The sequence below is a fragment of the Geobacter argillaceus genome (assembly GCF_007830735.1).
Classification (GTDB): domain Bacteria; phylum Desulfobacterota; class Desulfuromonadia; order Geobacterales; family DSM-12255; genus Geomobilibacter; species Geomobilibacter argillaceus.
Genome location: NZ_VLLN01000004.1, coordinates 123,888 through 144,614 on the forward strand (window position 1 = coordinate 123,888; position 20,727 = coordinate 144,614).

22 protein-coding genes, 1 tRNA gene and 1 pseudogene are annotated in these 20,727 nt (G+C 60.0%); 17 read left to right on the forward strand and 7 right to left on the reverse strand.

Annotated elements, in window-relative coordinates; translation table 11 throughout:
* Nucleotides 1-33: 33 nt before the first annotated feature.
* From JN12_RS04700 to JN12_RS20970, 9 genes and pseudogenes are all read left to right on the forward strand, one after another.
* Nucleotides 34-297 carry a hypothetical protein gene (locus tag JN12_RS04700; protein WP_145018931.1) on the forward strand — a complete coding sequence of 88 codons (264 nt, stop codon included), beginning with the start codon at nucleotides 34-36 and terminating at the stop codon, nucleotides 295-297.
* A 71-nt stretch (nucleotides 298-368) separates the two neighbouring features.
* Nucleotides 369-1,331, forward strand: a complete 963-nt coding sequence (locus JN12_RS04705) for an RluA family pseudouridine synthase (protein WP_145018934.1) — start codon at nucleotides 369-371, stop codon at nucleotides 1,329-1,331.
* A 48-nt stretch (nucleotides 1,332-1,379) separates the two neighbouring features.
* Nucleotides 1,380-2,177 (forward strand): peptidoglycan editing factor PgeF, encoded by a 798-nt coding sequence (gene pgeF, locus JN12_RS04710; protein ID WP_145018937.1) that lies wholly within the window; start codon nucleotides 1,380-1,382, stop codon nucleotides 2,175-2,177.
* A gap of 72 nt (nucleotides 2,178-2,249) precedes the next feature.
* Nucleotides 2,250-2,435, forward strand: a complete 186-nt coding sequence (locus JN12_RS04715; RefSeq protein ID WP_145018940.1) for a hypothetical protein — start codon at nucleotides 2,250-2,252, stop codon at nucleotides 2,433-2,435.
* 723 nt (nucleotides 2,436-3,158) lie between these two features.
* The gene (locus JN12_RS04720) at nucleotides 3,159-4,586 is read left to right on the forward strand and encodes a DUF3375 domain-containing protein (protein WP_246125756.1); all 1,428 of its coding nucleotides are present in this window, start codon (nucleotides 3,159-3,161) and stop codon (nucleotides 4,584-4,586) included.
* Nucleotides 4,587-4,588: 2 nt separating this feature from the next.
* On the forward strand, nucleotides 4,589-5,236 hold the full coding sequence (locus tag JN12_RS04725; protein ID WP_145018946.1) for a DUF4194 domain-containing protein: 648 nt from the start codon (nucleotides 4,589-4,591) through the stop codon (nucleotides 5,234-5,236).
* Entirely contained in the window at nucleotides 5,229-8,603 is a 3,375-nt protein-coding gene (locus tag JN12_RS04730; protein ID WP_145018949.1) for an ATP-binding protein, read from the forward strand. The genes JN12_RS04725 and JN12_RS04730 overlap by 8 nt, the downstream gene beginning before the upstream one ends.
* A complete protein-coding gene (locus JN12_RS04735; RefSeq protein ID WP_145018952.1) occupies nucleotides 8,600-9,787 on the forward strand; it encodes a DUF3322 domain-containing protein in 1,188 nt (395 codons plus the stop codon). The genes JN12_RS04730 and JN12_RS04735 overlap by 4 nt, the downstream gene beginning before the upstream one ends.
* Nucleotides 9,788-9,844: 57 nt before the next feature.
* Nucleotides 9,845-10,036, forward strand: a pseudogene (locus tag JN12_RS20970) (ATP-binding protein); the annotation flags it as partial.
* Between the two features lie 47 nt (nucleotides 10,037-10,083).
* Here the strand turns inward: JN12_RS20970 and JN12_RS04745 are convergent.
* The 4 genes from JN12_RS04745 to JN12_RS04760 all read right to left on the reverse strand — a co-directional run bounded on the left by JN12_RS04745 (nucleotide 10,084) and on the right by JN12_RS04760 (nucleotide 11,773).
* Nucleotides 10,084-10,563 (reverse strand): MaoC family dehydratase, encoded by a 480-nt coding sequence (locus tag JN12_RS04745; RefSeq protein ID WP_145018955.1) that lies wholly within the window; start codon nucleotides 10,561-10,563, stop codon nucleotides 10,084-10,086.
* A gap of 276 nt (nucleotides 10,564-10,839) precedes the next feature.
* Complete coding sequence (locus JN12_RS04750) at nucleotides 10,840-11,217, reverse strand: helix-turn-helix domain-containing protein (RefSeq protein ID WP_145018958.1); 378 nt, start codon at nucleotides 11,215-11,217, stop codon at nucleotides 10,840-10,842.
* A 14-nt stretch (nucleotides 11,218-11,231) separates the two neighbouring features.
* Nucleotides 11,232-11,525, reverse strand: a complete 294-nt coding sequence (locus JN12_RS04755; RefSeq protein ID WP_145018961.1) for a type II toxin-antitoxin system HigB family toxin — start codon at nucleotides 11,523-11,525, stop codon at nucleotides 11,232-11,234.
* 171 nt (nucleotides 11,526-11,696) lie between these two features.
* Nucleotides 11,697-11,773, reverse strand: a tRNA-Arg gene (locus JN12_RS04760).
* A gap of 154 nt (nucleotides 11,774-11,927) precedes the next feature.
* Here JN12_RS04760 and JN12_RS04765 point away from each other — a divergent pair.
* Both JN12_RS04765 and JN12_RS04770 read left to right on the forward strand, forming a co-directional pair.
* A complete protein-coding gene (locus JN12_RS04765; RefSeq protein WP_407925370.1) occupies nucleotides 11,928-12,533 on the forward strand; it encodes a DedA family protein in 606 nt (201 codons plus the stop codon).
* Nucleotides 12,534-12,676: 143 nt separating this feature from the next.
* On the forward strand, nucleotides 12,677-12,880 hold the full coding sequence (locus tag JN12_RS04770; protein ID WP_145018964.1) for a hypothetical protein: 204 nt from the start codon (nucleotides 12,677-12,679) through the stop codon (nucleotides 12,878-12,880).
* A 76-nt stretch (nucleotides 12,881-12,956) separates the two neighbouring features.
* Here JN12_RS04770 and fsa read toward each other — a convergent pair whose 3' ends face one another.
* The 3 genes from fsa to folK are packed head-to-tail and all read right to left on the reverse strand — an operon-like array spanning nucleotide 12,957 to nucleotide 14,382.
* A complete protein-coding gene (gene fsa, locus JN12_RS04775; RefSeq protein ID WP_145018967.1) occupies nucleotides 12,957-13,601 on the reverse strand; it encodes a fructose-6-phosphate aldolase in 645 nt (214 codons plus the stop codon).
* Complete coding sequence (locus JN12_RS04780) at nucleotides 13,598-13,867, reverse strand: eL24 family ribosomal protein (protein WP_246125749.1); 270 nt, start codon at nucleotides 13,865-13,867, stop codon at nucleotides 13,598-13,600. Before JN12_RS04780 ends, fsa begins: the two co-directional genes overlap by 4 nt.
* Entirely contained in the window at nucleotides 13,864-14,382 is a 519-nt protein-coding gene (folK, locus tag JN12_RS04785; protein ID WP_407925371.1) for a 2-amino-4-hydroxy-6-hydroxymethyldihydropteridine diphosphokinase, read from the reverse strand. Before folK ends, JN12_RS04780 begins: the two co-directional genes overlap by 4 nt.
* A 117-nt stretch (nucleotides 14,383-14,499) precedes the next feature.
* Between folK and murI the strand changes: the two genes are divergently transcribed.
* The 6 genes from murI (at nucleotide 14,500) to JN12_RS04815 (ending at nucleotide 20,726) form a co-directional block, all read left to right on the forward strand.
* On the forward strand, nucleotides 14,500-15,330 hold the full coding sequence (gene murI, locus JN12_RS04790; protein ID WP_145018970.1) for a glutamate racemase: 831 nt from the start codon (nucleotides 14,500-14,502) through the stop codon (nucleotides 15,328-15,330).
* Entirely contained in the window at nucleotides 15,327-15,917 is a 591-nt protein-coding gene (locus JN12_RS04795) for a GerMN domain-containing protein (RefSeq protein ID WP_145018973.1), read from the forward strand. The genes murI and JN12_RS04795 overlap by 4 nt, the downstream gene beginning before the upstream one ends.
* Nucleotides 15,914-18,328 (forward strand): homocysteine S-methyltransferase family protein, encoded by a 2,415-nt coding sequence (locus tag JN12_RS04800; protein ID WP_145018976.1) that lies wholly within the window; start codon nucleotides 15,914-15,916, stop codon nucleotides 18,326-18,328. Before JN12_RS04795 ends, JN12_RS04800 begins: the two co-directional genes overlap by 4 nt.
* A 116-nt stretch (nucleotides 18,329-18,444) precedes the next feature.
* The gene (locus JN12_RS04805) at nucleotides 18,445-18,888 is read left to right on the forward strand and encodes a hypothetical protein (protein ID WP_145018979.1); all 444 of its coding nucleotides are present in this window, start codon (nucleotides 18,445-18,447) and stop codon (nucleotides 18,886-18,888) included.
* A gap of 32 nt (nucleotides 18,889-18,920) precedes the next feature.
* On the forward strand, nucleotides 18,921-19,766 hold the full coding sequence (locus JN12_RS04810) for a transketolase (RefSeq protein ID WP_407925372.1): 846 nt from the start codon (nucleotides 18,921-18,923) through the stop codon (nucleotides 19,764-19,766).
* A 21-nt stretch (nucleotides 19,767-19,787) separates the two neighbouring features.
* Nucleotides 19,788-20,726: a transketolase family protein gene (locus JN12_RS04815; RefSeq protein WP_145018987.1), complete on the forward strand. Its 939-nt coding sequence runs from the start codon at nucleotides 19,788-19,790 to the stop codon at nucleotides 20,724-20,726.
* The last annotated feature ends 1 nt before the right edge of the window (nucleotide 20,727 follow it).

Below are 20,727 nucleotides of genomic sequence, written 5' to 3' on the forward strand. Positions count from 1 at the left end.
ATGCAGCCTGAGGTTGCACGAGCGAGGAGATTCATGAACCTGATCGACAATCCCGACCAAGCCAGACGATTGGCGCGCGCCATCGTCTCCGACGTCGCCATCTATAACCGGGAAAAGGTCGAAGAGGGAATCAAGAACGATTCCATCTTCGAGATCCTTGCCGAGCAGCTCGAAGAGGGGCGGGAACACTTCAGGTCCAGGGTGTCGCCCGAACTGGGCGGCTCCAACATCTATGAGCTGGCCGTGGTCGATGTCCTGATCAAGCGGGCCGGAAAGATAGAGTCATCCATCTGGTAGCCGGCCCGGTAGTGGGTCACAGGAGAAGGCGCGGTTGGCTGTAATCGCGCCTTTTTCCGTTTTTGGAGAGTATGGACCGTTTCGAACAGACAGTTCCAACAGGTCAGGAGTCCGAGCGGCTGGACACCTTCGCGGTCCGGGTTGTGCCCGGGCTTACGCGCGCCGCTGTCCAGCGCCTTATCGAACAGGGGCTGGTTTCCGTTGACGGCGCCAGCGCCAAGCCGTCCCTGAAACTCAAGGGTGGCGAGCAGGTCGTCGTAACCGTCCCCCCCCCTGAGCCGGCGGAGGCGGTGGCCGAGGAGATCCCCCTGCAGATCGCCTACGAGGATGCCGCAGTCGTGGTGGTCAACAAGCCGGCCGGCATGGTGGTCCACCCGGCAGCCGGCAACCCGCGGGGAACCCTGGTCAATGCCCTGCTCGCCCACTGCCGCGACCTGTCCGGAGTCGGCGGCGAGCTGCGACCGGGCATCGTGCACCGTCTGGACAAGGATACCACCGGGCTCCTGGTGGTGGCCAAGAGCGACTTGGCCCACCAGCACCTGGCCCATCAGTTCAAGGAGCACTCGATCCGCCGGGTCTACCTGGCACTGGTCTATGGTTCGCCGCGGGAGGATCGGGGCCGTATTGAGGGAGAGATCGGCCGGCACCCGACCGATCGCAAACGGATGTCCGGCACGACCCGTCACGGCCGGCACGCGGTCACCCACTGGCGGGTCGTGGCCCGTTATCCCGGCATGACGCTCCTCCGGCTGCGGCTGGAAACCGGACGGACCCATCAGATTCGCGTGCACCTGTCCGAGGCCGGTTTCCCCCTGGTCGGGGACCAGGTATATGGTGGTGCCGCCCGGGCGACCAATATCAGGGACCCGCAGCTTAAGAAGCTGGTCAAGGAGCTGGGGCGCCAGGCCCTCCATGCCCAGTCGCTCGGCTTCCTGCACCCGGCAAGCGGCGAGTGGCTGGAGTTCAACGCCGACATCCCGGCCGACATGCAGGCGATCCTGGATTACCTGACCTCATTGGCCGATGGTCGTTGAACATTTTCTTCGTCCAGCATTTTGAATGAAAAAGAGGATTGCTACGATATGCAGATGACCAGAAAAGGAAACATCCATTACCTGGAGGCGAAGATCTTCCGCCGGGCGGGATTCCAGGCCCAGGGATTCACTACCCGTCACGAGGGGGTCTCCCGGTTTCCCTTCAACTCCCTGAACCTGGGCACTACCACCCTTGACCCGATTCACAACGTCCAGGGGAACCGGAGCCTGCTGGCCCGCGCTTTCGGCTCCCGGCCGGAGCGGTTGGTGACGGCCAGCCAGGTCCATGGGACCGATCTCCTGGTCATTGACCAGCCGAACGACGATTTTGCCCATTTCCTCAAGCTGGAATGCGACGGGATCGTCACCAACCAGCCAGGGGTGATGATCGGGGTCACGGTGGCCGACTGCGTGCCGGTCCTGCTCTTGGACCCGGAGAAGCGGGTAGCTGCCGCCCTGCACGCGGGGTGTAAAGGGACGGCCAACGGCATTGTCCGGAGGGGAGTCGCTGCCCTGGTCGAGCAGTTCGGGTCACGGCCGGCGGACATCCTGGCGGCCGTGGGACCCGCAATCGGTGCCTGCTGCTACGAGGTGGATGGGCCGGTCATGGAGTCCTTCCGCAAGGGAGGAAACGGCTGGGAGCTCTTTGCCACGGCCACCGGTGCCGACAGCTGGCGCCTCGATCTGGCGGCGGCCAACCGCAGCCAGCTGCAGGCCGCCGGACTCCCGGACGAGAACATCGAAACCTCCGGACGCTGTGTGAGCTGCGAGCACGATCTCTTCTTTTCCTATCGACGCGACAAGGGGGAGACCGGGCGGCAGATGGGGTTCATCATGCTGCCGTAGGGGACGCGTTGCGTGAAAAGAAGTTGAACGGGTGAAGGTGCCGCAATTTACCATCTATGCCAAGGGTGCCGGGTGGAAATCAGCTCGTTTGCAAAGCTACAGGGTGATAAACCCGGCGAGGGGCGGATTTCCAGCCGTTTTTTCAGGATGGAGGCCGATGCGCACCAGATACGCTTTAATGTAACCAGAGACCGCGTGTGGCATGGTGTGCTGCTGGCGGTTTTTTTATGCCTGCACGCTTTTTTCATGGGGGGCTGACACCGTCTTTTCGTACTAATCTCTCTATTTTTCTCTACGGTAACATTTTGCGACAGGCAGCTGTGAGATGGCTCTGGTCGTGCGGTTAATGGTAATAGTGTAATATTTTGTGACATCACATTCTGTTACACCTGACGACATGCTGTCGGTTAACATGATGAAATTATGTGAAGTAAGATTTGGCACGGGAATTGGTAGATAGAGGGTTATGCACTGGGGTTGGAGGGAGCGATGGAGACGGTCCGCGAAGGAGATTTTGAGAAGCCGCGTGTGGCAGCAGAATGCCGCAGGCGGCTTTGTTCGTTTTACCCATGGGAATACAATAGTTAGCCCGGATTATTGGCTAGACTTGTTTCGGAATTATGCATGAGTAACTTTTTCGACATTTCATTTGCACCCGTACTGGACACCTCCAGCGGGGACATCATCAGGGATTTCTTCAATCCCGCCTTGGCTGCTTCAGTCCGCTATGATCGCTGCGTTGGGTGACGGTGTTTGCAGCCAATGGCGGCTACGTGCGCTGGGTGACCAGTCCAATTCTGAGTGAAGACGACTGGAATGCATACAGGAAGGGAGTGCTGCTCGTACCGACGAAACACTCCGACTGGCACTGAAAGCCAGTGTCCATGATCGGCGGAAAACGCAATGGGTTACGGAGAACGCTTTGTAATGGCACCCACATGAGGTAGAGCGAATTTGAGCCTTGATTACACCACTCTCGACATGTTGCGCCAGAGCCACCCAGCCTGGCGGTTGTTACGCTCCGATCACGCACAACTGGTGGTAAGTTTTCTGCACCGTGTTTTCATTGTGCCCAATGTGCGGGTGATGGCGCAGGAAGATCTGGTGGAAGCGCTGAAGGACGAGCTTTTTGCCTTGCGCGAACGGTTGGGCTCGGAGGTTTTTCCTAAGCCACCCATAGATTATCTCAACGATTGGGCCGCTAATGACAAGGGGTGGCTGCGTAAGTTCTACCGCCAGGACTCGGACGAACCGTATTTCGACCTGACCCCTTCCACCGAAAAGGCGATTGCTTGGCTCGGCATTCTCACCGAGCGGAGCTTCGTGGGGACCGAGTCGCGGCTGCTCACCCTGTTCGAACTGCTCAAACAGATGAGTGAGGGGAGCGAGACCGACCCGCAGGCCCGCATTGTTGAACTCCACAAGCGCCGCGACGAGATCGACGCCGAAATTGCCCGCGTGCTGGCGGGCGACATCCCTCTTTTGGACGACACGGCACTGAAGGAGCGCTTCCAGCAGTTTATCCAGCTTGCGCGGGAACTGCTGACCGACTTTCGCGAGGTTGAGCAGAACTTCCGCGGACTGGATCGGCGCGTACGGGAGCGGATCGCACTTTGGGAAGGCGGCAAGGGGGCGTTGTTGGAAGAGATAATGGGCGAACGCGATCTTATTGCCGACTCGGACCAAGGGCGGAGTTTTCGCGCCTTCTGGGACTTCCTGATGTCCAGCCGCAGGCAGGAAGAGCTGTCGTCTCTGCTTGAGCGCGTCCTGTCCCTGCCGCCGTTGGCGGAACTGAAGCCGGACCCCCGCACCCGGCGCCTGCATTATGACTGGCTGGAGGCCGGGGAGCATACGCAGCGCACGGTGGCTCAACTCTCCCAGCAGTTGCGGCGGTTCCTGGATGACCAGGCCTGGCTGGAGAACCGCCGCATCATGGACATTCTGCACGGGATCGAGGCAAAGGCGCTGGCACTCCGGGAGTCGCCACCCACCGGTGAATTCACGGCCATTGCGGAAACCGCCGCCGATATCGAACTGCCGATGGAGCGGCCGCTTTACACACCAACTATCAAACCGGTCATCGCCGATACGGCGCTTGAGTCGGGTGATGTCGACCTGGATGCGGCGGTGCTCTACTCGCAGGTGGTGATCGACAAGGCCCGGCTGGTTCATCACGTACGCCATGCTTTGCAGGATCGCTCGCAAATCACCCTGAGCGAGCTGTGCGCGATGCAGCCGCTGCAAAACGGTCTGTCTGAGCTGGTGGCGTACCTGCAACTTTGCGGTGACGATTTCAAGGTCGTAGTGGATGAAGGGGCGACCGAAGTCATCGTGTGGCAAGGTATCGGTGCCGATGGAGAGGAACATGCCAGGCAGGCGCGTCTGCCAAGGGTGATCTTTGTGAGGTGATGATGGCGGAACTGCTGTCTGATAGGCCCGCGTCGGCAAATGACCTGTCGGTTCTGGTAGTCACCCTGCTGAAGGGGGTGATCTATCGGGAAGGGGATGGGGGGTGGTGGAATGGGCTTCTCAATCTCCAGGCCCGGATACGCGACTACGTTGCCGTGCTCGGCCTGGAATTGGTGCTTGACGAGGCAGAGGGGTATGCCTTCCTGCGTTCGTGCCCGGATGCGGAGGAGGATGGTGGCCCGAAGATTCCGCGCCTGGTGACAAGACGTGCACTATCGTTTCCTGTTAGCCTCTTGCTGGCGCTCCTGCGCAAGAAACTGGCAGAATTCGATGCGAGCGGCAGCGAAACGCGCCTTGTCCTCTCCCGGGACGGGATCGTCGAACTGATCCGGGTGTTTCTACCCGAAAGCAGCAACGAGGCCAGGCTGATCGACCAGATCGAGACCCATCTCAACAAGATCGTGGAGTTGGGATTCCTGCGCAAACTGAAACCGACTGCGGCGAACACGGGTGGGCAGACGGCCATGTACGAGGTTCGCCGCATACTCAAATCGTTCGTTGACGCCCAGTGGCTGGCCGATTTCGATAGCCGGCTGGCGGCATATCAGGCGCAACTGGCAGGGAGAACCGGAGAGACGACCGATGAGTGACCCGCAGGAGATGCAACTCGACTTTGTTGCCGACGATACCTTGTCCGGCTTCAGGCTGCATTGCCTGGAGCTGTACAACTGGGGCACCTTCGATGGCCGCGTCTGGGCACTGCATCCCGATGGCAAGACCTCCCTGCTCACCGGCGATATCGGCTCCGGCAAATCGACCCTGGTGGACGCGGTGACGACGCTTTTGGTGCCGGCGCACCGCGTCGCCTATAACAAGGCCGCAGGCGCCGACAGTAAGGAACGGAGCCTGCGCTCCTACGTACTCGGACATTACAAATCGGAGCGCAACGAGGTGAGCGGAACCGTCAAGCCGGTGGCGCTGCGCGATCACAACAGCTACTCGGTAATCCTGGGGGTTTTTCATAATGCCGGTTACAGTCAGACCGTGACGCTGGCGCAGGTCTTCTGGATGAAGGATGCAGTCGCGCAGCCCGCCCGCTTCTTTGTCTGCGCGGAACGCGCCATGTCGATTGCCGCCGACTTTGCCCAGTTCGGTACGGACATCGCCCAGTTGCGGAAGAAGCTGCGCGGGCTCGGCGCTGATGTTCATGACACGTTTCCCCCTTACGGCTCCTGGTTCCGCCGCCGTTTCGGCATCGAGAACGAACAGGCGCTGGAACTGTTTCATCAAACGGTATCCATGAAGTCGGTGGGTAACCTGACCGACTTCGTCCGCAGCCACATGCTAGAACCGTTTGAGGTTGCCCCGCGCATCACGGCCCTGATTAGTCACTTCGACGACCTGAACCGGGCCCATGAAGCCGTTTTGAAAGCCAAGAGACAGGTGGAGATGCTTTCACCGCTGGTTGCGGACTGTGAGCGGCATAGGTCGCTGGTTGCCCAGGGGGAGGAACTCCGCGCCTGCCGCGAGGCCCTCAGGCCCTACTTCGCAGGGTTGAAGCTCGGGTTGCTGGACAAACGGCTCGCCGCTCTTGCCGACGAATGGACGCGCCAGGACGTGCAGGTCAAGCGCCTGAAAGAGCGCTGCGAGGGCCTGCGGAGCGATGAAGGCGAACTGAAACAGAACATTGCCGATAACGGCGGTGACCGCCTGGAACGGCTGGCCGGCGAGATCCACAGGAAGGAGCAGGAGCGCCAGAGACGCGAACAGAAGGCCCGGCGTTTTGCCGAACTGGTGCGCGCCGTCGGCGAGGCTCCAGCCGAGGATGAGCCCGGTTTTCTTGATCAACGACGCCGTTTCTCGGCCCTGGCGGATGCGGAGCGGACACATGAGGCGGATCTGCAGAACAGGCTGACCGAGCACGGTGTGACGCTGCGACAGGGGCAGCAGGAGCACGACGAGCTGTCGGCCGAGATCGCCAGCCTGAAGACCCGTCGTAGCAACATCCCGGCGGAGCAGGTAGCCATGCGCGCCGCATTGTGCCAGGCAGTAAGTCTGTCAGAAGGGGATATGCCCTTTGCCGGCGAACTGCTGCAACTGCGCGAGGAGGAACGTGACTGGGAAGGAGCCGTCGAACGCCTGCTGCGGAATTTCGGCCTGTCGCTGCTCGTACCGGACCGGCATTACGGAGCAGTTGCGGATTGGGTGGACAGAACCCATCTGAAAGGGCGGCTGGTCTATTTCCGGGTACGTCCGGGGTCGCGGGGCGAACTCCCCGAGCTGCACCGGGATTCACTGGCGCGCAAGCTAGCCATCAAACCCGAATCTCCTTTCTACGACTGGCTGGAACGGGAACTGGCGCACCGTTTCGATGTGGCCTGTTGCGCAACGCAGGAGCAGTTCCGGCGCGAAACCCGCGCCATTACACGTGCGGGCCAGATCAAGGCGCCCGGCGAGCGGCACGAAAAAGACGACCGTTTTCGGATCGACGACCGCCATCGCTACGTGCTGGGGTGGACCAACGCGGAAAAGATCGCCGCGCTCGAAGCCAAGGCAAGGAAGTTGGAAGGACAACTGGGCGACTTGTTGACTCTGATGGGCAAGGTCCAGAAAGAGCAGAGCGCGTTCAAGGAACGTCTCGATGCCTTGTCGAAACTTGACGAATACACGGATTTCAGTGAGCTTGACTGGCAGTCGCTGGCCGTAGAAATTGCGACGCTGGAGTATGATCGGAAAAAGCTCGAATCTGCGTCCGACCTCCTCCAGAGCCTGACAATACGGCTGAAGGCGCTTCAGGTGGAACTGGGCGAGTCGGAGAAGGAACTCGAAAAGAAATCGGGAGAACGTGGCGCGACCCAGGCCAAGCGCGAGGCAGCTGAGGAACTGCGCAGTCAGACCCTGGCACTTCTAGGACCTCCCGAACAGGCCGACTATGCCGGCCGGTTCGAACGCCTTGAGGCCATGCGCGGCGAAGCTCTCGGCGAACATCATCTCACGGTCGAATCGTGCGACAATCGCGAGCGGGAGATGCGAGACTGGCTACAAGCCAAGATCGACGCTGAAATCAAGAAAATCGAGCGCCTGCGCGACAGGATCATCGATGCCATGCGCGCTTACTGCACAGCGTTTCCGTTGGACACGCAGGAGGTGGACGTGGCTGTGGAGGCGGCTTCCGAGTATCTGGATATGCTGGATAAGCTGAAGGCCGACGACCTCCCCCGTTTCGAGGCCCGCTTCAAGGGGCTCTTGAACGAAAACACCATCCGTGAGGTGGCAAATTTTCAGTCGCAACTGGCGCGGGAGCGGGAAACGATCAAAGAACGGATAGGGCGGATCAACGAGTCGCTCAACCAGATCGACTACAACCCTGGCCGGTACATAGTGCTGGAGGCCCAGCCGACGCCTGATGCCGATATCCGCGATTTCCAGTCCGAGTTGCGTGCCTGCACCGAAGGGGCAATAACCGGTTCCGACGACAGCCAGTACTCGGAGGCCAAGTTCCTGCTGGTAAAACAGATCATCGAGCGCTTTCGTGGGCGAGAGGGGCAGTCCGAACCGGATCGACGCTGGACCGTAAAGGTCACCGACGTTCGCAACTGGTTCACGTTTGCCGCCAGCGAACGCTGGCGAGAGGATGGCACCGAGCACGAGCATTACTCCGACTCCGGCGGCAAGTCGGGCGGGCAAAAGGAGAAGCTGGCCTACACCATCCTGGCGGCAAGCCTGGCCTACCAGTTTGGTCTCGAATGGGGCGCGGTCCGTTCCCGATCTTTCCGCTTCGTGGTGATCGACGAGGCGTTCGGCCGCGGGTCGGACGAGTCCGCGCAGTATGGCCTGCGGCTGTTTGCCCAGCTCAACCTGCAACTCCTGATCGTCACCCCTCTACAGAAGATCCACATTATCGAGCCGTTTGTCGCCAGCGTGGGATTTGTCCATAACGAAGACGGCCGCGCCTCCAAGCTGCGCAATCTTTCGATCGAGGAGTACCGCAAGGAGAAGGAGAGGATGGCGGGATGAGCTGGACACGACCGCCCGATCTGCGGACCCAGGTACAAAAGCTGTGGGACCGGGGGGAACTGCTTGCCGCCTTTGTCACCGGCGAGCCGTTGTTCCCGAAGCGCCTGGCGCTTAAGTCGCCCACATCTGCGGAGATTGCCGACCGCTTCGACGAGGTGCGCGCCTGGATCGGCGAGCTTCGAGCGTTACCCAACTGCCGGGTGGAGATGCGTGAGTTCAGGCACCGGCTGTTCGGCGCCAATGCCGTCCCCCAGGCGGTCTGGATCGACACGATCGAGGCTGCCCTGGCGCTTATCGGCAAACAGCGCGCTGCCGCACGATTTGCCGGGTTGATCGGGATGACAAGGGCGCTTCTGCCGCGACTCTTGCCCTGGCTGGTCAAACGGCCTTTACGGGCGCTGGAACTTGCCGACGAGTGGTGCCGCCTGCTTGAAATAGTCGCCTGGCTCGAAAAACATCCTGTCCCGGGGGTCTACCTGCGTCAGGTGGATATTCCGGGTGTGCATAGCAAGTTCATCGAGGCCCATCGCGGGGTCCTGTTGGAACTGTTGGATATCGTGCTGCCGCCCGAGGCGATCGATCCTATGGCAACCGGAGTAGACAGGTTCGCACAGCGTTACGGGTTTCGAGACAAGCCTGTTCTCATCCGCTTTCGCCCTCTCGACCATCAAGTCCCCATATTGTCTTGCGGCTTCGCGCAGGACATCACCCTCGATGCCGAGAGCTTTGCCCGGCTTGATCCCAAGGTCTCACGGGTGTTCATCACCGAGAATGAGATAAATTTTCTGGCCTTTCCGCCGGTAACGGAGAGTCTGGTCATCTTCGGTGCGGGGTACGGCTTCGAGATGCTGAGCGAGGCTAAATGGCTGTCGCGTTGCTGCATCTATTACTGGGGTGATATCGATACCCACGGTTTCGCGATCCTCGATCAGCTCCGTAGCCGTCTCGGCCACGTAGTGTCTTTCCTGATGGACCGCAGCACCCTGCTGGCCTTTGAATCCCAATGGGGGGAGGAGGGGAAGCAGGCATTACGTGACCTGCCTCGACTGACAGAGGAGGAGCAGGCCTTGTTCGACGATTTGAGAGACAACCGTATTCGCAAGAATCTGCGTCTTGAACAAGAAAAGATAGGCTTCGGCTGGGTGAAGTCGGCACTTTCAACGCTTTTAGAAGAGACATGTTAGCAGGAAACGGCAATTTCGGAGCTTTCAAAATGATAGAGCATTACATCGATAAATTCTCTGGCACAGAAAGCCTGCCGGGACGGCTACTCCGTGCTGTACCAGAGACTGCCGAAACTCCTGCGGGAAATCGCCGTATCCAGGCATGATGGCCGTTACCACAAACTGATGGCTCCCGTGGTAAAGTGCGAAGTCCTGATTCTCGATGACCTCCTCATCTCTCCCATCTCGCGGGAGGACCAGCGGGAACTGCTGGAGGTCGTTCCACACGGCCCCATCCGGACTATCCCTTTTTTGCGTCAAGCCGTTTTCCGGCAGAGAATCATCCCCACCGACTGCATGGTCATCACTACCTCCTTTTTCTGGTTCAGCACGTCGACAGAAATGCCGACCATGCCCCTGTCGGGTTTTGATCTGGAGCGCCGTGCCTCCTGAATGGTCACCCTGATGGACAGCTCATCACCCGGCCGCACAGGTTTGAGCCATTTCAGCTCCTTCACCCCTGGCGACCCGAGGCTCGCTACACTGGAGACATAGTTGTCAACCAGAAGCCGCATCATCAGTCCGGCGGTGAGCCAGCCACTGGAGATGAGACCGCCGAAGGGGGTGTCTTTCGCCGCTTCGGGATCGGTATGGAACGGTTGGGGGTCGTATCGCCTGGCAAAGTCGATTACTTCCGCTTCCGTGACCGCTATGGTGCCGAACTCGTAAATCGAGCCGACCGCATAATCCTCGAAATAGCGATTGTCTCTCGCTACGGTAAATGTTGAGTTATGCATGATTTGTTGCCTCCCTGAAGTTTATTGCTGGTCGATCGTGACTATTCCGGCAAGCGCATAGCGCCACTGAATCCTCCATGATTCGGGGTGGCAAGTTCGGACAATCATCATTAAGATGTGCCGCGCAAAGATGGCTGAAACGGCACCAGCGAAGAGAATTGATACGCAAAAAGGGTTCGGCATCAGCCGTAACTATTGTTTTTATTGGCGCGCCAATCAGCATGAAAATGCGAACTGGGAAATTGCTGTAAATATGGAATGTTAGCCGAAGAGGTGTTACGCTGCGTCTTTGAATAAGTGATACGGCTGAATCAGAATATCCGGTGGGATGCCAAGAATGCTATGAAGCTTCCTGACCATTTCCATAGTCAGGGGACGTTTACGATTAAGCACTTCCGATACCCGTGCCCGGCTGCCGATACAAGGTTCAAGGTCGCGACGTGACAGGCCCCTGCTTTCCAGGTGGTAAAGAATAGCCTCGATAGGGTCGGGCATGGGTATGCTTACATGCTTATCCTCGTAGGCTTCGACAAGCGTAACCAATACGTCAAGCCTGTCACCTTCAGAGGTATCCGGGACGGCATCGAACAAACGCTCAATCTCTTCAAGTGCAGCCTGATAGTCTGCGTCGGTTTTAATAGGTCTGATTTCCATCTGAGTACCTCCGGTCAAATAGTTGCAGCATCAATCTTATCATACTCCCCATGAGTACCGACAAAGCGGATATACAGAATAGCGTGAGTGTATTGCAAAACCACAACCAGGCGGAAACTGTTCCCTTTGATATTGAACACAACGCGGTTGTTCGGCAGAAAACTGGCATTTCGATAAACATCTTTGATGTTTTGCGGGGATTTCCATTCTGCACGCTTGACGTCAATCAACCATGCTTGCAGTGGCTGACGTGAGTCAGGATGTAGTTCCCAGAATTCCTTAAGGTATTTGCGAGAAATGACACGCACGAAAGAATTATATATTGGTCCCATAATGGGAGCAAGTGAATTGTTTACTAATTCAAGGAATTCGATTATGTAGTAGAAAACAAGGGCTTTTCCGGTTGCAGATTGTGGATTTCAACTGAAAAAGAAAAAGGTACTAAAATCATTTAAGATTTTTGTACCTTTTGGTATATTTGGCGCGCCCGGAGAGATTCGAACTCCCGACACCCTGGTTCGAAGCCAGGTACTCTATCCAGCTGAGCTACGGGCGCAGTGAGGCTTGGGCTGCTACGGGACCCATAGCGCTAACACTACTACAGGGCGCTCCGACAGGCAAGGGGTAACCACACTGCCCGTCAACATTCCTTGCGCCGAGCACGAACGTTTCACGCAATCGATGGTTACTGCCGCAAAGGAAGGGTTCAGATGATACACGAAGCGATCAACTGGCTGATCAATACCATTGGTGCCATGGGATATCCGGGGATCTTTCTCCTCATGGCCATGGAGAGTTCGGTTATCCCGATTCCCAGCGAACTGGTCATGCCCCCGGCAGGGTACCTGGCCCATCGGGGGGAGATGAATATCGTGGTGGCTATTCTGAGCGGCACCGCTGGGAGCCTGGTGGGGGCCTATGCCAACTATTTTGCGTCCCACTACCTGGGGCGGCCGCTGCTTCTGAAATACGGCAAATACGTCTGGATTACCGAGGAGAAATTCGCCAAGGTCGAATCATTCTTTCTCCGCCATGGTGAAATCTCCACCTTCATCGGCCGGCTCCTGCCGGTGATTCGACACCTTATCTCACTCCCTGCCGGGCTTGCGGGGATGCACCACTGGAAATTCTCGTTGTACACCCTCCTGGGGGCCGGCATCTGGTGTACGGTCCTTACTCTGATCGGTTATATCATCGGTCAGGAACAGGCGCTGATCATGCAATACTCCCATCAGGCGGTTATCGGGGTCGTGCTGTTCAGCAGCATCCTTATTGCCGTCTATGTGTGGCGGCAGCGAAGAAGCAGGCTCTCCTGATTTTTCTGCCGACTGCAGTTTGATAATGAGAATACTAAAGTTAATAAATGTTCAGCCGATAGGTTCACCATGACGCAGGAATGCGTGATTTCAAGCAGATCCGGGGGGGCGGAGTGCCCCGGGCGGGATGACAGGGGGGCACAATGCTGAGCATGTCGCGTAACGAACTGTATACGCTGCGGGAGAAGGGGTATCGTCTGGAGGGGGACAACTGGCTGAAGGTGCCGGTCCAGAGTCATGTTGACAGCAGCCTGAAGGTGACGCGGGTCTGTAACGGCGATACCCTGGCAGTGGTACTGATCCCGGCTGACCTCATTGATGTCGTTGAGAAGAATCCTTACTGGTAGGCTGTACTGATTTCGGTGAGACGCAAAAAGCCCCGGGATGTCTCCCGGGGCTTTTTGCGTCTGTTGGTCAACAAGGTTATTTGGGGACCTTTTCCCAGTCTTCCAGAAACTTCTTGATGCCGGCATCGGTCAGCGGATGTTTTGCCAGTTGCACGATGACCGAGTAGGGGATGGTGGCGATGTCGGCGCCGATGAGGGCCGCATCCAGCACGTGCACCGGGTTGCGGACGCTGGCGACGATGATTTCCGTGTCATAGCCGTAGTTGTCGAAGATGGTACGGATGTCGCCGATCAGGTTCATCCCGTCATGGGAGATGTCGTCCAGGCGGCCGACAAAGGGAGAGACGTAGGTGGCCCCGGCCTTGGCTGCCAGCAGGGCCTGCATGGCGCTGAAGATCAGGGTGACGTTGGTGTTGATCCCCTTGTCGGAGAACGCTTTGGTCGCCTTGAGCCCTTCGGGGGTCATGGGGACCTTGATCACGATGTTCTCGTGGATGGCGGCCAGCGCAGTTCCCTCCTTGATCATGCCGGCGTGGTCGAGGGCAATGACCTCGGCGGAGATGGGGCCGTCAACGATACCGGTGATCTCTTTGATGACCTCTTCGAATTTGCGGCCCGACTTGGCGATGAGCGACGGGTTGGTCGTGACGCCATCCACCAGGCCGAGTGCATGGGCTTCCTTGATCTCGTTCACATCTGCGGTGTCGATAAAAAACTTCATTGTTTTCCTCCTGTTTTTTCCACACTGGCATGGGCCAGCTGTTCTCGGTATTTTTCCAGGCAGGCCATGGAGCAGAAGAATATCCGCTCTCCCTCGACCCTGCCGATGACGGCGTCATCCTCGGTGACATACACGCCGCACACAGGGTCCTGGTGGGTTTCTTCTCCGCGGGGCGGTATCTCCTGCTGCGGTCGCTGGACAAGGTATCCCTTGACGATCCGGTAGAGCACGTACCCCAACAGAAGCCAGATCAGCAATCTCATCATGTCTCGATCCTTGTCACCCGCTCCCCGGGGGGCAGCATTGCCAGCAGTTGCTGAACGGTTTTGGCCAGACGCGGGTGTACGGCATCGGGTGCGATCTCGGCCAGGGGGGTCAGGGCGAACCTGCGTTCATGAAGCCTCGGATGGGGGACGGTCAGGTCCGGTTCGTCAAGCACTGTGTCGTCATACAGCAGAATGTCCAGGTCAATACTCCTCGGTCCCCAACGCAGATCCCGCTTCCGGTTGAAGATGGCGGTCTCGATGCGCTGCAGTTCGTTAAGTAGCGTCCGGGGAGATAGGGAGGTTTCCAGGCAGAGGGCGGCGTTGAAATAGTTCTCCTGACCTGCCGGCCCGACCGGCTCCGTTTCATAGAAGCCGGAAAGGGCGATTATCCGGGATTCCCGGATTTTTCCCACCTCGGCGACTGCCCGCAGGAGGTTTAGTTCCCGGTCTCCCAGGTTGGAGCCAAGGGCGATGAAGGCCTGAGCACACACCGGCGCATTAGAGCATAAAGCCATCGGTTTTTCAATGGAGAGATTCCCGCCCTCAGGGTCAAATGCCTTGACATCGGCATACCCTTCCCCTACCATAATTTCTTTTTATTACCCGCAATACTTGCACTGGCGGAGGTTGGCGTGGCCTGGCAAGCCATCGGTATATTCGATTCCGGAGTTGGGGGGCTGACGGTTCTGAAAGAGATCGTCAAGGCCCTTCCCCAGGAGGATACCATCTATCTGGGGGATACGGCGCGGGTTCCCTACGGCACCAAGTCGCCGGAGACCGTTACCCGCTACGCCCGCCAGATTGCGGGTTTTCTCGTGCGACGGGATATCAAGCTCCTGGTGGTCGCCTGCAATACGGCGTCGGCCGTTTCCCTGGAGGCACTGGAAGCCGAGCTTCCCATTCCGGTGGTCGGCGTGATCGAACCCGGCGCCCGCCGGGCCGTGGCCGTTACCAGGAGCGGCAGGGTCGGCGTCATCGGTACCGAGGGTACCATCAAGAGCAGTGCCTACACCAGGGCGATCAAGCGGCTGGCCCCGGAGATCGAGGTCCTGACCCAACCCTGCCCCATCTTCGTGCCGCTGGCGGAAGAAGGGTGGACCGACAACGAGGTGACCCGCCTGACAACCGTTAATTATCTGCAGACGCTCCGGGATGCAGGTGTGGACACACTGGTGCTCGGTTGCACCCACTACCCGCTCCTGAAAAAGGTCATTGCCGAAGTCATGGGACCGGACGTCCGCCTGGTGGATTCAGCGGAGGAGACGGCCCGGACCGTGGCCGATATCCTGGCCGAGCGCAGCCTGCTCCGCCCGGCAACGGAGATGGGAAACCACCATTACTATGTCACCGATGTGCCGGCCGGTTTCATCAAGGTCGGCAACCGCTTTCTCGGCGGGCGGCTGGGTGATGTCTACCAGGTCAACCTGGAGGATGACGAACGGCAGGCGGAGGCGAGGTCATGAAGAATCGGCGCAAGCGGCGGGGCACGGGGCTTCTGATTGTTGCCTTCATCGTTCTGGCTGTTTTTCTCGGTTTCCTGGTGCTGCGCAAGTACGAGAGCCGTCGGGTGCAGCCCGTCGTCCCTCCCCAGACCCAGCAGGCCGGGACCGTGTCGGTCATGCTCTTTTTCGCTACCCCCGAAGGGGACGGTCTGGCGCGGGAAGGGCGGGAGATCGAGGCGTGCCAGGGGCCGGAGGAGTGTGCACTGTCGGTTGTCGAGGAGTTGATCAATGGACCGGTCGGCGACCTGGAACCGGTCCTGCCGCCGGCCGCCACGGTCCGGGGAGTACAGATCATCGGCGACACGGCACGCGTCGACCTGGGGAAAGAGACTGTGGCGGCTCTGCCGGCCGGGAGCAGCGCCGAACTGCTGGCAGTCTACGCCGTTGTCAACACGGTTACGGCCAATGTGCCGCAGATAAAGAAGGTCCAACTCCTGGTGGACGGGCAGGAGGCACAGACGCTCAAGGGGCATGTCGACCTGCGTCAGCCGCTGGTGCCCGACCCGAAGCTGGAGCATACACAACCGGAACAAGGAACGAACCGATGAAACAGCAATTTCTGGAAGCCATACGCTCACGGGTCCTGGTCCTGGATGGTGCCATGGGGACCATGCTCCAGGAGCGGGGTCTGAAGCCGGGGCAGTCGCCCGAGGAGTTGAACCTGACCATGCCCGAGGTGGTGGCCGGTGTTCATCGCGAATACGTGCAGGCCGGGGCCGATATCATCGTCACCAACAGTTTTGGCGGCACCAGGGAAAAGCTGGCCCACTTCGGCCTGGCCGATCGGGTAGCCGAGATCAACCGTGCTGCCGTGGCCATCGCCCGCTCCGCTGCCGGCGACAACGCCTATGTGGCCGCATCCATCGGCCCGACGGGCCGTTTCGTCGAGCCGGTGGGCGACCTGCCCTTTACCGCGATGGCAGCCCTGTTCCGGGAACAGGCCGCGGCCCTGGTCGAGGCCGGTGCCGACCTGATCACCCTGGAGACCTTCCTGGACATCAAGGAGATCCGGGCCGCAGTGATTGCCATTCGGGAGGTGGCGCCCCGTATTCCGGTCATCGCCATGCTCACCTTCGACAACAACGGCCGCTCGGTGCTGGGGACTCCGCCTGAAGCGGCCGCCATCACCCTGGAGGCGGTCGGTGCCGATATTGTCGGCTCCAACTGCGGTCTTGGGATCGACGGCATCTACGACATCCTCACGGCCATGCGGCGGGTGACGCGTCTGCCGCTCATCGCCCAGGCCAATGCCGGGCTGCCGGTTCTGGTGGACGGCAAGACAATTTTCCCCGGCACCCCGGACGAGATGACCGCCTACCACGACCGGCTTCTGGAGTTGGGGACCCGGATCGTCGGCGGCTGCTGCGGTACCACGCCGACCCATATCGTCGCCATCAAAAACGCCCTTGCCGGCCGTGACCAGGCCTGGCGCGACGTGGGGCCGCAGGCAGGGATCACCTTCCTGTCCAGCCGGGCCGGCCATGCGGCAATCGGCGGCGGCCATCCGGTGGCGATCATCGGCGAGCGGATCAATCCGACCGGCAAGAAGGGGTTCGCGGCCGAACTCAGGGACGGCAAGGTCTCCTACATCCGGCGGGAAGCGATGGAACAGGTGGCTGCCGGCGCCACCCTGCTGGATGTGAACGTGGGAACCCCGGGTATCGACGAAGCCGCGACCATGGAACAGGCGGTTTTCTGCGTCACCGGTTCCGTCCAGGTACCCCTGGTCCTTGATTCTTCCAGCGCCGAAGCCCTGGAGCGGGGGTTGCAGTCTGCTGACGGCAAGGTGCTGGTCAACTCGGTATCGGGTGAAAGGAAGAGCCTGGAGCGGGTCCTGCCGCTGGCGAAAAAGTATGGGGCCGCGGTCATCGGCCTTGCCCTTGATGAACAGGGTATCCCGGCCACGGCCGAGGAGCGGTTGGCCGTGGCCGGCCGGATCGTGGCAGCTGCGGGTGAGCTGGGCATTCCCGGGTCTGACGTGGTGATCGATGCCCTGACCCTGACCGTCAGCGCCGAGCAGGCCAAGGCGATGGAATCGATCCGGACCATCGACCTGGTCAAGAGGCAGCTGGGGGTGAACACGGTGCTGGGGGTGAGCAATATCTCCTTCGGCCTGCCGGCCCGGCCGCGCATTTCGTCCACCTTTTTTGCCATGGCCATGGCCGCCGGGCTGGATGCGGCAATCGTGAACCCCAAGGAAGAGGCAATGATGGCCGCCTTCAGGTCGGCCATGGTGCTTCTCAACCGCGATGTCAACGCTGCCGGGTATATTGCCGCCTACGCGGGAACCCTCCCGGACGCACCGGCAACAGCGGCCCGGACCGTGCCGCAGGATGTGCGGGGCCGCCTGTCCCTGGCGGTGATCAATGGTGACCGGGAGAACGTGGCAACCCTTGTCGAAGAGGCGTTGGCCGAGGGGCTCACCCCGATGGCGGTGAGCAACGAAGGGCTCTTGCCCGGTCTGGAAGAGGTGGGGCGCCGGTTTGAAAAGAACCAACTGTTCCTCCCCCAGGTCATGCAGTCCGCCGAGACCATGCAGGCAGCCTTTGCCCGTTTGAAGCAGGAGCTGAAAGGGGCGGAGATGGTCAGTGCCGGACGAATCCTGATGGCTACCGTGGAGGGGGACATCCACGACATCGGCAAAAATATCGTCTGTACCCTGCTGGAGAACCATGGCTTCGAGGTGATCGATCTGGGGAAGAACGTTGCGGCCGACCGGATCGTGGCCGAAGCCGTGTCCCGGCGGGTGGACGCCGTCGGTCTTTCGGCCCTGATGACCACGACCATGGCCGAGATGGAAACCGTGCTGGCCAGGCTGAATGATGCCGGCGTCAAGACCTTCACCATGGTGGGGGGAGCGGTGGTTACCCAGGAGTACGCCGACAGGATCGGTGCCGATCTCTATGCCAAGGATGCCATGGAGGCGGTGGCCCGGATCAAGGCCCTGCTGGCTCGTTGACAGCGGCCGCCGGACAGGACTTGCCCCCAGCGGTCAGCGGCTGCTTTGCCCTTGCAACGGTTTGATGCGTGTGCTAATTTGCAACCATTACGTCATTTGGCGGACAGGGACGGACAATGGTCGTAGGCTTCAATCACAATATCGTGTACAAGGGGGAAGGGTTCCACATCCAGACCGAAGACAGCGGCATCAACAACCCCCATATCATTACCCTCCTCTACAAGGGCGGCAACATCATCTCCTCCAAGAAAACCAGTTACGCCGACATCGTGAAGATGGACAACCTTGAACAGGTGGTGGAGGAGTTGATGAAGGAGCAGCACAAGGAGATGCTCCGACGCCTCAAGTCCGGCGTACTCGACGACCGTCTGGGGCTGACCGGCAAAGTGGGGGCTGCGACAGCAGTGAAAACGGCATCGCCGGCCTCTGTTGCCGAACCTGCTTCCGCCCCTGCTGTCGCTGATCTTCCGCTCTCCATCGCCACGCCTGCATCCACATCTGCGCAACAGAGCCTTGACGACATCATTTTCGATTTCCTCACCTCGGGTGAGAAGAAGTAACGCACCACACCGGTGCAGGAAAGGACCCTCTGGTGAACGATACCGTTCAGGCCTTGACCGAAAAGGCCAGAAGACTCCGCGTCGACATCGTGAAGACGCTTCACCGCTCCCGATCGGGACACACGGGTGGCTCGCTGTCGGCCATCGACATGATTACTGCCCTCTATTTCCACAAGATGCGCCATCGGCCGGAGGAGCCCTCCTGGCCCGATCGCGACCGTTTCGTCCTCTGCAAGGGGCACGCGGCACCGGCTCAGTATGTGGCATTGGCCGAGGCAGGCTATTTCCCGAAAGAGGACCTGATGACGCTGCGCCGTCTCGGCAGCCATCTGCAGGGGCATCCGGACAGCAAGGTGACGCCGGGGGTGGAGGTCTGTACCGGGTCGCTGGGGCAGGGGCTTTCCATGGCCAACGGCATGGCGCTGGCCATGAAGCTTGATGGCCGGGCCAGCAGGGTCTACGCCCTCCTGGGCGATGGCGAGCTGCAGGAGGGGCAGGTGTGGGAAGCTGCCATGGCAGCCCCCCATTACCGGCTCGACAATCTCTGCGCCCTGGTGGACTGTAACGGTCTGCAGATCGACGGCGAGGTGGCGAAGGTGATGAACGTTGCCCCGGTTGCCGACAAGTTCCGGGCCTTTGGCTGGCATGTCCTGGAGATCGACGGCCACGATATGGCCGCCGTGCTCCGGGCACTGGACCGGGCCGAGACTCTGACCGGAGCGCCGACGGTGGTCGTTGCCCGGACCGTCAAGGGAAAAGGGGTGTCGTTTTTCGAGAACAAGGCCTCCTACCATGGCGTAACCCCGTCAGACGAGGAGCTGCCGCGGGCGCTGGAATGTCTCGGCTGTTTCGAGGACTGTGAGAAGATCGTTGATTAGCCAGAAAGGATACGGACGAGCATGAGCACAATGATTGCGACACGGGACGCCTACGGCGAGGTGCTGGCCGAACTCGGCGCGGAGAATGCGGATGTGGTGGTACTGGACGCCGACCTCTCCGGCTCCACCAAGACGGCGGTCTTTGCCAGGAAGTTCCCGGAGCGCTTCTTCAATATGGGAATCGCCGAGGCCAATATGATCGGGACTGCCGCCGGCCTGGCCGCTGCAGGTAAGATTCCGTTTGCCTCGACCTTTGCCATTTTTGCGGTTGGACGGGCCTGGGAACAGATGCGGCAGTCGGTTGCCTATCCCAAGGCCAACGTGAAGATCGTGGCGACCCACAGCGGCGTCACGGTCGGTGAAGACGGCGGCTCCCACCAGTCGGTCGAGGATATCGCCATTACCCGCGCGGTGCCGAATATGACGGTGATCGTGCCGGCCGACGGAGAGGAGACCAAACAGGCCATCCGGGCGGCTGCGGCGTACAAAGGACCGGTGTATGTCCGTCTGGGGCGCAACAAGGTGCCGACCATATTTGGCAACGACTACCGGTTCACCATTGGCAAAGGGGTGCAGCTGCGTGAGGGGACCGACCTTACCTTTGTCGCTACCGGTCTCATGACCGCCCAGGCGCTGGCTGCCGCCGAAGAGCTCGCCAAGGGGGGGATCTCGGCCCGGGTGGTTCACCTGGCGACCATCAAGCCGCTCGACGAGGAGATCATTGTGGCCGCTGCCCGGGAAACGGGAGCCATTGTCACTGCCGAGGAGCACTCCATTGTTGGCGGCCTCGGCGGTGCCGTTGCCGAGTGCCTTGGCGAGCGGTTCCCCACTCCCCTGGTCCGTGTAGGGATCAAAGACCGCTTCGGCACCTCGGGCAAGGCCGAAGAACTGCTCGAATACTTCGGACTGATGCCCGAAGACCTGGTTGACGCGGCCCGCGAGGTGCTGGCGAGGAAATAGG

Coding starts and splice junctions, on each gene's coding strand:
- JN12_RS04700 (WP_145018931.1), top strand. CDS start 34: ATGAACCTGATCGACAATCCCGACCAAGCCAGACGATTGGCGCGCGCC.
- JN12_RS04705 (WP_145018934.1), top strand. CDS start 369: ATGGACCGTTTCGAACAGACAGTTCCAACAGGTCAGGAGTCCGAGCGG.
- pgeF (WP_145018937.1), top strand. CDS start 1,380: ATGCAGATGACCAGAAAAGGAAACATCCATTACCTGGAGGCGAAGATC.
- JN12_RS04720 (WP_246125756.1), top strand. CDS start 3,159: ATGTTGCGCCAGAGCCACCCAGCCTGGCGGTTGTTACGCTCCGATCAC.
- JN12_RS04725 (WP_145018946.1), top strand. CDS start 4,589: ATGGCGGAACTGCTGTCTGATAGGCCCGCGTCGGCAAATGACCTGTCG.
- JN12_RS04730 (WP_145018949.1), top strand. CDS start 5,229: ATGAGTGACCCGCAGGAGATGCAACTCGACTTTGTTGCCGACGATACC.
- JN12_RS04735 (WP_145018952.1), top strand. CDS start 8,600: ATGAGCTGGACACGACCGCCCGATCTGCGGACCCAGGTACAAAAGCTG.
- JN12_RS04745 (WP_145018955.1), bottom strand. CDS start 10,563: ATGCATAACTCAACATTTACCGTAGCGAGAGACAATCGCTATTTCGAG.
- JN12_RS04750 (WP_145018958.1), bottom strand. CDS start 11,217: ATGGAAATCAGACCTATTAAAACCGACGCAGACTATCAGGCTGCACTT.
- JN12_RS04765 (WP_407925370.1), top strand. CDS start 11,928: ATGATACACGAAGCGATCAACTGGCTGATCAATACCATTGGTGCCATG.
- JN12_RS04770 (WP_145018964.1), top strand. CDS start 12,677: ATGCTGAGCATGTCGCGTAACGAACTGTATACGCTGCGGGAGAAGGGG.
- fsa (WP_145018967.1), bottom strand. CDS start 13,601: ATGAAGTTTTTTATCGACACCGCAGATGTGAACGAGATCAAGGAAGCC.
- JN12_RS04780 (WP_246125749.1), bottom strand. CDS start 13,867: ATGATGAGATTGCTGATCTGGCTTCTGTTGGGGTACGTGCTCTACCGG.
- folK (WP_407925371.1), bottom strand. CDS start 14,382: ATGGCTTTATGCTCTAATGCGCCGGTGTGTGCTCAGGCCTTCATCGCC.
- JN12_RS04795 (WP_145018973.1), top strand. CDS start 15,327: ATGAAGAATCGGCGCAAGCGGCGGGGCACGGGGCTTCTGATTGTTGCC.
- JN12_RS04800 (WP_145018976.1), top strand. CDS start 15,914: ATGAAACAGCAATTTCTGGAAGCCATACGCTCACGGGTCCTGGTCCTG.
- JN12_RS04805 (WP_145018979.1), top strand. CDS start 18,445: ATGGTCGTAGGCTTCAATCACAATATCGTGTACAAGGGGGAAGGGTTC.
- JN12_RS04815 (WP_145018987.1), top strand. CDS start 19,788: ATGAGCACAATGATTGCGACACGGGACGCCTACGGCGAGGTGCTGGCC.